Origin of the sequence: Comamonas sp. SY3 (assembly GCF_041730275.1) — a bacterium.
GTDB lineage: Bacteria > Pseudomonadota > Gammaproteobacteria > Burkholderiales > Burkholderiaceae_C > Comamonas > Comamonas sediminis.
The window spans coordinates 20,103-32,242 of record NZ_JBGTYN010000017.1 but is presented as its reverse complement, the minus strand read 5'-3'; the positions used below and the strand labels follow the sequence as shown (position 1 = coordinate 32,242).

General features: G+C 64.6%; 12 protein-coding genes. 9 read left to right on the top strand and 3 right to left on the bottom strand.

Annotated elements, in window-relative coordinates:
- The first annotated feature begins 17 nt into the window (after positions 1 to 17).
- The 7 genes from ACCQ08_RS18590 to ACCQ08_RS18560 all read left to right on the top strand — a co-directional run bounded on the left by ACCQ08_RS18590 (position 18) and on the right by ACCQ08_RS18560 (position 8,327).
- Entirely contained in the window at positions 18 to 1,820 is a 1,803-nt protein-coding gene (locus ACCQ08_RS18590) for an acyl-CoA dehydrogenase C-terminal domain-containing protein (RefSeq protein WP_373450611.1), read from the top strand.
- A 39-nt stretch (positions 1,821 to 1,859) separates the two neighbouring features.
- Positions 1,860 to 2,309: a DUF2147 domain-containing protein gene (locus tag ACCQ08_RS18585; RefSeq protein WP_373450610.1), complete on the top strand. Its 450-nt coding sequence runs from the start codon at positions 1,860 to 1,862 to the stop codon at positions 2,307 to 2,309.
- Positions 2,310 to 2,376: 67 nt separating this feature from the next.
- Positions 2,377 to 4,785, top strand: a complete 2,409-nt coding sequence (locus ACCQ08_RS18580) for a 3-hydroxyacyl-CoA dehydrogenase/enoyl-CoA hydratase family protein (protein ID WP_373450609.1) — start codon at positions 2,377 to 2,379, stop codon at positions 4,783 to 4,785.
- Positions 4,786 to 4,793: 8 nt separating this feature from the next.
- Positions 4,794 to 5,243: an endonuclease domain-containing protein gene (locus tag ACCQ08_RS18575; protein ID WP_373450608.1), complete on the top strand. Its 450-nt coding sequence runs from the start codon at positions 4,794 to 4,796 to the stop codon at positions 5,241 to 5,243.
- Between the two features lie 2 nt (positions 5,244 to 5,245).
- On the top strand, positions 5,246 to 6,445 hold the full coding sequence (locus tag ACCQ08_RS18570) for an acetyl-CoA C-acyltransferase (protein WP_373450607.1): 1,200 nt from the start codon (positions 5,246 to 5,248) through the stop codon (positions 6,443 to 6,445).
- A gap of 164 nt (positions 6,446 to 6,609) precedes the next feature.
- Positions 6,610 to 7,452 (top strand): thioesterase family protein, encoded by an 843-nt coding sequence (locus ACCQ08_RS18565; RefSeq protein WP_373450606.1) that lies wholly within the window; start codon positions 6,610 to 6,612, stop codon positions 7,450 to 7,452.
- A gap of 92 nt (positions 7,453 to 7,544) precedes the next feature.
- Positions 7,545 to 8,327 carry an enoyl-CoA hydratase gene (locus tag ACCQ08_RS18560; RefSeq protein WP_373450605.1) on the top strand — a complete coding sequence of 261 codons (783 nt, stop codon included), beginning with the start codon at positions 7,545 to 7,547 and terminating at the stop codon, positions 8,325 to 8,327.
- Here ACCQ08_RS18560 and ACCQ08_RS18555 read toward each other — a convergent pair.
- From ACCQ08_RS18555 to ACCQ08_RS18545, 3 genes are read right to left on the bottom strand one after another with little or no spacing between them, the layout of a single operon-like run.
- The gene (locus ACCQ08_RS18555; RefSeq protein WP_373450604.1) at positions 8,314 to 9,147 is read right to left on the bottom strand and encodes a ChbG/HpnK family deacetylase; all 834 of its coding nucleotides are present in this window, start codon (positions 9,145 to 9,147) and stop codon (positions 8,314 to 8,316) included. The genes ACCQ08_RS18560 and ACCQ08_RS18555 overlap by 14 nt on opposite strands.
- Positions 9,144 to 9,578 carry a GtrA family protein gene (locus ACCQ08_RS18550; RefSeq protein WP_373450655.1) on the bottom strand — a complete coding sequence of 145 codons (435 nt, stop codon included), beginning with the start codon at positions 9,576 to 9,578 and terminating at the stop codon, positions 9,144 to 9,146. Before ACCQ08_RS18550 ends, ACCQ08_RS18555 begins: the two co-directional genes overlap by 4 nt.
- Positions 9,575 to 10,642 (bottom strand): glycosyltransferase family 2 protein, encoded by a 1,068-nt coding sequence (locus tag ACCQ08_RS18545; protein ID WP_312528906.1) that lies wholly within the window; start codon positions 10,640 to 10,642, stop codon positions 9,575 to 9,577. The genes ACCQ08_RS18550 and ACCQ08_RS18545 overlap by 4 nt, the downstream gene beginning before the upstream one ends.
- A 153-nt stretch (positions 10,643 to 10,795) precedes the next feature.
- Here ACCQ08_RS18545 and ACCQ08_RS18540 point away from each other — a divergent pair, with 153 nt between their 5' ends.
- Both ACCQ08_RS18540 and ACCQ08_RS18535 read left to right on the top strand, forming a co-directional pair.
- Positions 10,796 to 11,257, top strand: a complete 462-nt coding sequence (locus ACCQ08_RS18540) for a thioesterase family protein (protein ID WP_373450654.1) — start codon at positions 10,796 to 10,798, stop codon at positions 11,255 to 11,257.
- Between the two features lie 171 nt (positions 11,258 to 11,428).
- Positions 11,429 to 12,049, top strand: a complete 621-nt coding sequence (locus tag ACCQ08_RS18535) for a polymer-forming cytoskeletal protein (protein WP_312835656.1) — start codon at positions 11,429 to 11,431, stop codon at positions 12,047 to 12,049.
- The last annotated feature ends 91 nt before the right edge of the window (positions 12,050 to 12,140 follow it).

Here is a 12,140-nt window from a genome sequence, read left to right as displayed (position 1 = left end):
TTTCCAAAGGACTTTCCATGCCTCAGTACACCCCGCCGCTGCGCGACATGCAGTTCCTCATGCAAGAAGTGCTGGGCCTGCCCGCCCGTTTTGCGCAGCTGCCCGCCTATGCCGACGTCGACAGCGGCACCATGGATGCGATCTTGGAAGAGGCCGGCAAGTTCGCGGTCGAAGTGGTGCAGCCGCTCAACCTGTCTGGCGATGCCGAAGGCTGCACGCGCAACCCGGCCGATTCGAGCGTGACCACGCCCAAGGGTTTCAAAGAGGCCTATGCCAAGTATGTGGAAGGCGGCTGGGCGGCCTTGTCCTGTGACAGCGCCTATGGTGGCCAGGGCCTGCCCTTTGTGCTGAACCAGTGCCTGTATGAAATGCTCAACAGCGCCAACCAGGCCTGGGCCATGTACCCCGGTCTATCGCACGGCGCCTATGAGGCGCTCCATGTATATGGCTCGGACGAGCAGAAAAAGCTCTACCTGCCCAAGCTCACCAGCGGCGAGTGGACTGGCACCATGTGCCTGACCGAGCCCCATTGCGGCACCGACCTGGGTCTGCTGCGCACCAAGGCCGAGCCCCAGCCCGATGGCAGCTACAAGATCACTGGCAACAAGATCTTCATCAGCGCCGGTGAGCACGACATGACCGACAACATCGTGCACCTGGTGCTGGCACGCCTGCCCGATGCGCCCAAGGGCAGCAAGGGCATCAGCCTGTTCTTGGTACCCAAGTTCCTCGTCAACGCCGATGGCTCGCTGGGGGCGCGCAACCCCATCAGCTGCTCGGGCCTGGAGCACAAGATGGGCATCCATGGCAATGCCACCGCACAGATCGCCATCGACGGCGCCGTGGGCACCTTGGTGGGCCAGGCCAACAAGGGCCTGCAGGCGATGTTTGTGATGATGAATGCGGCGCGCCTGGGCGTTGCCAACCAGTCGCTGGGCCTGATGGCCGTGGCCTACGAGAATGCACTGGCCTATGCCAAGGACCGGCTGCAGATGCGCAGCCTCTCGGGCACCAAGGCCAAGGACCTGCCGGCCGACCCCATCATCGTGCACCCCGATGTGCGCCGCATGCTGCTGACCGCCAAGGCCTACAGCGAAGGCGGCCGGGCAATGATGATCGCCACCTCGGCACTGGTCGACGAAGAGCTGAACCACCCCGATGAAGCCTTGCGCAAGGCCCATGCCGCGCAGGTCGCCTTGCTCACCCCCATCCTCAAGGCCTTTCTGACCGACAAGGGGTTTGAGGTGACCGTGCTGTGCCAGCAGGTGTTTGGCGGCCATGGCTACATCCACGAAACCGGCATGGAGCAGTTGGTGCGCGATGCGCGCATCAACATGATCTACGAAGGCACGAATGGCATCCAGGCGCTGGACCTGCTGGGCCGCAAGGTGCTGGGCGACCAGGGTGCGGCGCTCAAGGCGCTGGGCAAGCTGGTGCAGGGCCTCGTGGAGGAAGAGGGCGTCAACGAGCGCATGGCCGACTTCATCAACCCGCTGGCGCAGCTGGCTGGCCAGATGACAGGCATCACCACCGAGCTGGGCCTCAAGGCGCTGCAGAACCCTGACGAAGTGGGTGCTGCGGCCACCGACTACCTCTGCGTGATGGGCCATCTGGTGATGGGCTACTGGTGGGCACGCATGGCCCAGACCGCGCTGCGCGCACTGGCCGAAGGCGATGTGGCCGACAAGACCTTCTATGAAGGCAAGCTGCAGACCGCGCGCTTTTACTTTGCGCGCCTGTTCCCCGAGGCGGGCCTGCGCGTGCGCACCATGCGCACCGGCAGCAAGCTCTTGATGAACACCGACGCTGCGCTGGCTTGACACCTGCAGTGCTGCCGAAAAAGACCCGAGGAGACCGTGATGCAAACCTTGCTGAAACCTGTGCTGATGCTGGCTGGCAGCTTGGCGGTGGCACTGCCAGCGCTGGCTGCGGACATGTCGCCGGTGGGCCTGTGGCGCACCTTTGACGAGAAAAGTGGTGAACCCAAGTCCGAGGTGCGCATCAGCGACAGCGGCGGGGTGCTCAGCGGCAAGGTGGAAAAGCTGCTGCGCAAGGGCGCCGATCCGCAGGCCGTCTGCGACCGCTGCACCGACGACCGCAAGGGCCAGCCGCTGGTGGGGCTGGAGATCATCCGGGGCGCCAAGCAGGCACAAGGCAAGGCGGTCTGGGAGGACGGCAAGATCCTCGACCCCGAAAACGGCAGCACCTACAGCCTCAAGCTCACGCCTGCCGACAACGGCAACAAGCTCGATGTGCGCGGATCGATCGGCCCCTTTGGCCGCACGCAGACCTGGTCGCGCGTCGAATAGGTTTGACTGAAACTGGCTGCCAGCCTGTAATTTAGAAGCGCTGGCGGCTCTCAAAAGTGGAGTAACCATGTCCCGATTTGTGGTGAAAAAAGTGGCGGTGCTCGGCGCCGGGGTGATGGGGGCGCAGATTGCGGCCCACCTCGTCAATGTGCGCGTGCCGGTGGTGCTGTTTGACCTGCCGGCCAAGGAAGGCCCTAAAAGCGCGATTGCCCAGAAGGCGATTGCCAACCTGAAAAAGCTCAAGCCCTCGCCGCTCGGTTTGGCGGCAGAAGCCGATCTGATCACGCCGGCCAACTACGAAGAACACTTGGCGCAGCTCAAGGACTGCGACCTGGTGATCGAGGCGATTGCCGAGCGCATGGACTGGAAGCGCGACCTCTACCACCAGATCGCGCCCTTTGTCGCGCCCCATGCGATCCTGGCCTCCAACACCTCGGGACTGTCGATCACGGCGCTGTCCGAGGCACTGCCCGAACAGCTGCGCCACCGCTTCTGCGGCATCCACTTCTTCAACCCACCGCGCTATATGCAGCTGGTGGAGCTGATCCCGACCGCAGCGACCGAGCCCCAGGTGCTCGACCAGCTCGAAAGCTTTGCTACCAGCCAGCTGGGCAAGGGCGTGGTTCGCGCCAAGGACACGCCCAATTTCGTTGCCAACCGTGTCGGCGTGGCCGGCATGCTGTCCACCATGGCCGAGGCCGAGCGCTTTGGCCTGAGCTACGACGTCGTCGACGACCTGACCGGCAAGAAGCTCGGCCGTGCCAGTTCGGGCACCTTCCGCACTGCCGATGTGGTGGGCCTGGACACCCTGGCCCATGTCATCGCTACGATGCAGACCCAGCTGACGGCGCAGAGCGACTCGTTCTACGCCAGCTACAGCACGCCGGCGGTGTTGACCAAGCTGATCGCCGATGGCGCGCTGGGCCAGAAGACCAAAGCGGGTTTTTACCGCAAGACCAAGATGGGTATCGAGCGCTTTGACCCCGAGCACCAGGCCTATGTGCCCTCGGGCGAAAAGGGCAATGATGTCTATACCCGCATGCTCAAAAAGCCCGCCGGTGAGCGCCTGCAGCTGCTGCGCAACAGTGAAGGCGCGCAAGGCCAGTTCCTCTGGGCCATTTTGCGCAACAGCTTCCACTACGCCGCGGTGCACCTGAAGGACATTGCAGACAATGCCCGCGATGTGGATCTGGCGATGCGCTGGGGCTTTGGCATGCAGCAAGGCCCCTTCGAGCTGTGGCAAGAGGCCGGCTGGCTGCAGGTGGCCAAGATGGTGCAGGAAGACATTGACGCGGGCAAGGCGCTCAGCACCGAGCCGCTGCCGCAGTGGGTGTTTGAAGGCCCCGTCGCGCAGGCTGGCGGCGTGCATACCGCGCAGGGCTCCTGGAGCGCGGCCGAGAACCGCTTTGTGCCGCGCCGCGATCTGCCGGTGTATGCGCGCCAGCTCTTCCCCGAACGCGTGCTCGGCGAGGCGAGCGAACCCGTGCAGGACTGGCGCACGGCAGGCCGTACCCTGGCCGAGAGCAAGGCCTCGCGCAGCTGGACCCTGGATGACCAGGTGCTGGTCTTCAGCATCAAGACCAAGATGCACGCCATCAGCCCCGATGTGATGGAAGACCTGCAGGCCGCGCTGGCGCTGGCCGAGAAGGAATTTGACGCCATGGTCATCTGGTCGGGTGATGCGCCATTCAGCGTGGGCGCCGATCTGCAGGCGATGATGCCGGCCTTTGCGCTGCAAGGGCCGATGGCCATCGACCAGATCGAGCAGGTGATGCAACAGCTCTTCCTGTCGGTGCGCTATGCGCAGATCCCCGTGGTGGGCGCTGTGCATGGCATGGCATTGGGCGGCGGCTGCGAGCTGCTGCTGCACTGCGCACGCCGCGTGGCCCATATGGAAAGCTATATCGGCCTGGTCGAAATGGGCGTGGGCCTGGTGCCCGGCGCCGGCGGCCTCACCAATGTGGCCTACCAGGCCGCGCGCCATGCGCAGTACTCCACCGGCACGGATCTGCTGCCCTTCCTGGCGAACGGCTTTACCGCAGCGGCCAAGGCCACCGTGGGCACCAGCGCGCTGGAGTCGCAGGCCATTGGCTACTTGCAGGCCGATGACGTCATCGTGCCGCATCGCGACGAGCTGCTGTTTGTGGCGCTGACGCAGGCCAAGGCCATGGCACAGTCGGGCTGGCGCCCACCGCAGCGCAAGCCTTTCCCGGTGGCCGGCCGCAGTGGCGCAGCCACCTTGCGCAGCACCCTGGTCAACATGCGCGAAGGCGGCTTCATCAGCGAGCACGACATGCTGATTGCCAGCCACATGGCGGATGTGGTCTGCGGCGGCGACGTGGATGCCGGCACCCTCGTGAACGAGGAATACCTGATGGCGCTGGAGCGCAAGGCCTTTACCGACCTGATCGTGAAGGAAAAAACCCAGGAGCGCATTCTGGGCATGCTGAACACCGGCAAGCCCGTCCGCAATTAAGGCCCAGCATGCATAACAACGCCCTGCTCTCCAACCCCCCCTCCCGCAAGCGGGAGAGGGTAGGGGTGAGGGCGGATGTCAGGCTGCAGCAGGCCCGCGCCCTGCGCCAATCCCCCACCACGGCAGAACAGGTGCTGTGGCGCCACCTGCGCAACCGCCAGCTGGCGGGCACCAAGTTCCGCAGACAGCATCCTCTGTGTCCTTACATCCTGGATTTTGTTTGTCTGGCGCAGGGGCTGGTGGTTGAGGTGGATGGCGGCCAGCATGCGGATCTGCAGGCGCAAGCCTATGACCGGCAGCGCGCGGTGTGGTTGCGGCAGCAAGGCTTGCGGGTTCTGCGGTTTTGGAACCATGAGGTTGTTCAACAAACGAATGAGGTGCTTGCGCATGTGCTGCAGGCCCTCACCCCGGCCCTCTCCCGCACGCGGGAGAGGGAGGTGAATACAGAGGACGAGTGACCATGAGTAAACAAGTTCAAGACGCCTACATCGTTGCGGCGACGCGCACACCGATTGGCAAGTCGCACAAAGGCTATCTGCGCAATATGCGCCCCGATGACCTGCTGGCCACCACGATGAAGGCCGTGCTGGCGCAGGCGCCGGGGCTGGATCCGCAGGCGATCGAGGATGTGGTCTGCGGCTGCGCGATCCCCGAAGCCCAGCAGGGCCTGAACGTGGCGCGCATCAGCGCGGTGCTGGCAGGGCTGCCGGTGGGGGTGGGCGGGGTGACGGTCAACCGCTTTTGCGCATCGGGCCTGACCGCTTTGCAGATGGCCGCCGACCGCATCCGCGTGGGCGAGGCCGATGTGATGATCGCCGCAGGCGTCGAGAGCATGAGCATGGTGCCGATGATGGGCAACTCGCCATCGCTGTCGCCGTCCATCTTTGAGCGCGAAGGCGATGTCGGCATTGCCTACGGCATGGGCCTGACGGCAGAAAAAGTCGCGCAGCGCTGGAAGGTCGGCCGCGATGCCCAGGATGCCTTTGCACTGCAGTCGCACCAGCGCGCGCTGGCGGCGCAGCAGGCGGGCGATTTTGCCGCAGAGATCACGCCGATCACCGTGACCGACCGGGGCGTGGACATCGCCAAGGGCGAGGCGGTGAGCCGCTCTCGCACCATCAGCCTGGATGAAGGACCGCGCCCGGACACGTCGATCGAAGGCCTGGCCAAGCTGCGTACCGTGTTTGCGGCGCGCGGCTCCGTCACTGCCGGCAACAGCTCGCAGACCAGCGATGGCGCAGGTGCGCTGCTGGTGGTGAGCGAGGCGGCGCTCAAGCGCTTCAACCTGACGCCGATGGCGCGCTTTGTCAGCTATGCCAGCAAGGGCGTGCCGCCCGAGATCATGGGCATTGGCCCGATTGAGGCGATCCCGGTGGCGCTGCGCCATGCGGGCCTGTCCTTGCAGGACATGGACTGGATCGAGCTGAACGAGGCCTTTGCTGCGCAGTCGCTGGCGGTCATCGAGCAATTGGGCATGGACCCGGCCAAGGTCAACCCCATGGGCGGCGCGATTGCGCTGGGCCACCCGCTGGGCGCTACAGGCGCCATCCGTGCCGCCACCGTCGTGCATGCGTTGCAGCGCAACAAGCTCAAATACGGCATGGTGACCATGTGCGTGGGCATGGGGCAGGGCGCGGCCGGCATTCTGGAGCGCGTGTAAACCGCCGCAGGCCACGGCATCTGTCGCCCACAAGGCTGCGGCAGATGCCGCTGGCTGCTACTGTCGGGTGGCAGAAAATGCAACTGCATTACCAGCCTTGCAAGGCTTGGTACGGGCACAAGGCGTTTTCAGCGGAGTCAAAAATTTCTGCGAAAGATGTCCGAATGAGTGAACTCTCCACCAACAGCGAACGCCATGCCTTCGACCGTGCCATGGCGATGGAAGCAACCGGCCAGAACCAGTACGCGGCGCAGGCCAGCAAGGACTACTGGAACATGGTCGGGCCCTATGGCGGCATCACAGCTGCCCAAGTGGCCCAGGCGGTGTTGCAGCACCCGCAGCGCCTGGGGGATTTGGTGGCAATCACCGTGAACTACGCTGGTGCGGTGGGCGAGCGGCCGTATGTGATCGAGGCCATCCCCGCCCGCACCAACCGCAGCACCCAGCACTGGATCATCACCCTGCGCGAGCAGGATGCGCAGGGCCAGTGGTCCACCACGACCACCGCGACGGCGATGACGGCGCTGGCGCGCGAAACCTGGTCGGACGACGAATACGCGATGCCCGAGGTGCCGCCGGCCAGCGCGGTGGAGCGCTACACCACCGATTTCCGTGTGGAATGGCTGAACCGCTACAACATCCGCCCGCTGCTGGGCGGCTACCCGACCGAGTGGGATGGCGCGGCCAGCCCGAGTCTCACCCGCATGTGGGTGGGCGACGAGCCTCCGCGCCCGCTGGATGTTCCGGCGCTGACCTCGCTGTGCGATGTGTTTTTTCCCCGCATCTGGCTGCGCCGCGCCAAGCGCGTGCCGGTGGGCACCGTGTCCTTGACGGTCTATGTGCATGCCAGTGCCGAGCAATTGACCGCCGTGGGTACCCAGCCGGTGCTGGCCCAGGCGCAGGGCCAGGGCTTTCGGGATGGCTTTTTTGACCAGACCGCGCAGATCTGGTCGCCCCAGGGCGTTTTGCTGGCCACCAGCCACCAGCTGGTCTATTACAAGGAATAAGGCGTGCCAAATCCGGTTAGCATGCCAGCGTCTTCGGTGTGCGCCCTGGCAGTGGCCCGGGCCCGGCACCGAACCTTTTTTGAGAGACTGTTATGACGATCCAATCCTCCTGCGACGATATCCGGGTGCTGGCCGAAGCGGGCATCTGCACCATCACCTTCAACCGGGTGGCCAAGAAGAACTCGCTGACCGGCGCCATGTACCTGGCGTTGGCGGACATCCTGCAGCAGGCCGCCAGCAGCACCGAAGTACGCGTAGTGCTGTTCCAGGGCGATGCCTCGGTGTTTACCGCCGGCAACGACCTGGGCGATTTCCTCCACGGTCCCAAGCCCGATGACAACGCGCCGCCATTCCAGTTCCTGCAGGCGCTGGCGGCCTTCCCCAAGCCCATCGTCGCAGCCGTCTGCGGCCCGGCTGTGGGCATTGGCACCACAATGCTGCTGCACTGCGACCTGGTCTATGCCGGTGACAACGCGATGTTCTCGCTGCCCTTCGTCAACCTGGGCTTCTGCCCCGAAGGGGCATCCAGCCTGCTGCTGCCGCAGCTGATGGGCCACCAGCGCGCCTGCGAGGCCTTGCTGCTGGGCGACCCCTTCATGGCCGAGGCGGCACTGGAGGTGGGCCTGGTCAACCGCGTGGTGCCGCCGACCGAATGCAACACCATCGCGCAGGCACAAGCGGCCAAGCTGGCCGCCAAGCCGCTGGCCTCGCTGATGGCCAGCAAGCGCCTGCTCAAGAGCGACCAGATGGCGGCGGTTCAGTCGCGCATCGCTGAAGAAGGCCGTGTGTTTGCCGATCTGCTGCAGCAGCCCGCCGCCAAGGAGGCGATGCAGGCCTTTATGGAAAAGCGCAAGCCCAACTTCAGCGGTCTGTGATCGCTGCTGAGGCTGGCTTGGCAGGCGCCAGCTTGCCAATGCGGCAGCCCTGCGCTGCCAGCAGCTCGCCAAACGCCGGCGAGCGCAGATAGGCCCACTCCACCGGCCGCTGCTGGCCAATGGCGTCCTCCGGCATCGGCGTCTGCGCCGGGTGGCACATCAAGAGGCTGCCGTCCTGGCATTCGGCCAGCCATTGCGCCATCAGGCCGCCATAGGCGTCTTGCGTCGGCGCATCAAAACCATAGACCCCCGCAAAGCCCTGGTTGGTGGCCCAGTGCTGGCGCTGCAGCTGGTGGCTGAGGCGGTAGCCGCCCAACAGCGCAATCGTGGCCGATTTGGCCTGCCAACGCAAAGCGCCTGCAGGGGTCGTGGATCGGATCCATATCTGCCGGGCCGCGGCGCCATAGCGCGCGCTGAGCTCGGCCAGCATCGCTTTGCGGACACCGGGTAGCTGGTGCACATGCTGGTGGCCATCCACGTAGACGGGCGGCATGCCCAGCGCATCCTCAAACGCATCGAGCTGGCGGCGCCAGGCGTCGCGCAGCGCAGCGGCAGACAACCGGGCGGTATAGGCCTGGCTGAGAATGCGCGTGATGGGGGTATCGGGCGCTATGCCATGGCCTTCGGTCAGGTTGAAATGCAGGCCCAGGTCCAGCTGGCTGCGCACCGCAGGCAAGGCGCGTGCAGCAGCACGCCAGCCCGTGGCCGTGGTCATGCAGCTGGTAGCAGAGAGGCGGCCCAGCGCCGCGAGCTCCAGCACCGCTGCATCAACAGCCGGGTGCAGCGCAAAATCATCGGCGCAGAGGGTGATGTTCTTCATGGTGCTCCGTGCGGTGCAGCGTGAGTAAAGGCCCAGCACTTGGCTGCAACAAAGGTGAATACCGCCACGACGATCAGCACCGCCACCAGGCTCCAGGCATAGTGCCAGTGCAGCTGGTGCAGCGCCAGGTAGTACAGCAGTTCATTGAGGGCGAAGGAGCTGCAGGCGACCAGAAAAAACCGCGGCAGCGCCTGCGCGTGGGGCGCCTTTTGATCGGCAAAGGTCAGCCAGGCGTGGCCGCTGTAGCTGAACCCAAAGGCGACCAGAAAAGCCAGCACATTGGCCAGCAGCGGCGCCATGCCCGCGCCGCCCACCAGGAGCAGCACCACCAGCAAATGCGTGGCCGCCGCCGAGCCACCCACGGCAATGAACTGCAGGCCTTGCGGCAGTCTGCGCAGGCGCTCGGCCAAGGCGGCGACCCGCAAGCTCAGGACTCCGGCGGCATCGGCGCAACCGGTGCCGGCGCCGTGGCGGATGCCGGTACATACGGGGGTGCCACGGGCTCGCTGCTCACGGGGCTGCGGTCATCGTTGTTCGCCACGATGTACAAAGGCCTGCGCTTGACCTCGTCATAAATGCGGCCGATGTACTCGCCCAGCATGCCGATGGACATCAGTTGCACGCCTGAGAACAGCATCAGGCCGGCGGCCAAGGTCGGCCAGCCGTCGATGGGGTTGTCCAGCACGATGGTCTCGACAGTGATGTAGATGCCGTAGAGGATGGCCATCACCGAGATGCAAAAGCCCACCAGGCTCCAGATGCGCAGCGGCAAGGTGGTGAACGAGGTCAACCCCTGAAACGCCAGCGCAAACAGCCGGTGAAAATTGAAGCTGGACTGCCCGCTGCGCCGGCTATCGGGCACAAAGGGCAGCGCCACGCTCTTGAAGCCGACCCAGGCGTACAGGCCCTTCATGAAGCGGTTGCGCTCGGGCAGCTGGCGCAGCGCATCGACCACCTTGCGGTCCATGAGCCGGAAATCGCCCGCGTTCTCGGGGATGTGCACGGCGTTGTCGCGGTTCATCAGGTAGTAGAACAGCCAGGTGCCCCAGCGCTTGGCCTTGGCCTCGCCAGCGCGGTCGGCGATGACGCCGTAGACCATGTCATAGCCGCCCTGCCACAGCTGCACCATCTCGGCAATCAGGGGCAGGGGGTGCTGAAAGTCGGCATCGATCAACAGCACCGCATTGCCGCGTGCATAGTCCAGCCCGGCGGTCATCGCCGCTTCCTTGCCAAAATTGCGCGCCAGCTGGATGTAGTGCAGCGGCAGCTGTTGGCCCAGGCGCTGGGCCACTTCATCGGTGGTGTCCTTGCTGCCGTCATTGACCAGCACGATCTCGCACTCTATAGAGAGTGCTCGCACGGTCTCGTACAAGGCCGGCAGAAAGGCTTCCAGGTTGCTGGCTTCGTTATAGGCAGGCACCACGCAGCTCAAGCGCAACGGCGGCCGGGGCGCCGTGCGGGTGGAGGGCGGAGCGGGAGGCAGGGTGTCAGGCATAGTTGTGCTGTATTTGCGCGCAGTCTAGCGCATGGCGCAGCGGCATCCCAGCAGAATCTGCGATTGCCGTGCCGGGCGCTTGACTGCATACTGCGATGGATGAGCACCGTCACATTGCCTACGCCGCACCTCGAAGCATCCGCCTATGTCTCTATGCAGGGTCTGGATAACGCCTATATCGAAGGCCTGCGCGACATTTTCGAAGAGCGCATCGTTTTCAACAAGCTGCTGGGCCTCAAGCTGCAGGCGGTGCAGGACGATGCGGTCTGGGCCAGCCTGGAGATGCGCAACGAGCTGATCGGCCATTTTGGCCTGCAGCGGGTGCATGGCGGCGTCATCAGCGCCAGCCTGGATGCGCTGGGCGGCATCGCGGTGATGGCGGCCTCTGGCGCCAAACATGCCGGTGAGCCCGTGATGCAGCGCCTGATGCGTTTTGCCAAGCTGGGCACCATTGATTTGCGGGTCGACTACCTGCGCCCAGGCACCCATGGCCCCTTTGCGCTGCAGGCCAGGGTGCTGCGGCTGGGCTCGCGGGTGGCGACCACGCGCTCGGATTTTTGCGACAGCAGCGGCCAGGTGCTGGCCACCGCCACGGCAGCCTATATCGTGTCCTGATGCGGGCCAGCGGCGCGCAGGGATGTTGGGAAATGTGAGATTTGTCCGACGTATGAAAGTATTGATAGGAAAGGCCGCCATAGTTGCCTGCTGTTACGACTAGTGTCAAATTTTGTGAACACCCTAGCTATAAATTGAATAGCATGTAGAAGCTTTTCACAAGGAGAACCGATGGCTGTACAAAACCCTTTTTTCGGCGGGCGCCGTGACAACGACTCTTCCGCCTCCAAGTTCATGGGAGGCAATGCCTCCAGTTCATCGGGCAGCACCTTGCCCAGCACCGCTGCCGGCTCTGCCAGTTCCGTGCTCGGCGGCAACCTGAGCGGCCACAAGGCCGATGAGCCCAGCAACCCTTCTCCTACCTCTTCCTATACCAGCACCGTGACCTCTGACACCACGCCCGGCACCGGCAGCAAACTGACTGTTGGCCCCAATATCAAACTCAAGGGCGTCGAGATCACCGATTGCGACACCTTGGTGGTGGAAGGCACGGTCGAGGCCACGATGGATTCGCGCGTGATCCAGATCGCTGCCGAAGGCGCGTTCCGTGGCTCGGCCGAGATCGACATCGCCGAGATCCATGGCGAGTTCGAAGGCAATTTGACCGTGCGCGACAAGCTGGTGATTTTTGGCAGCGGCCGGGTGCACGGCAAGATCCGCTACGGCAAGGTCATCATCGAAGAAGGTGGCCAGCTGACCGGCGAGATCGAGTGCTCCAACAGCACGCGCAAGCCCGTGGCCGCCAGCGCCACGGCCACCAAGACGGAAAAGCCGGCCGAAAGCCTGGCCTGATCGCTGAGGCCCCGGCCTCCCGCTTGTGAAAAAGCCGCTGCAGCGCAGGATTGCGTTGCAGCGGCTTTGGTGTTTCTGGGCCATTAGCCCG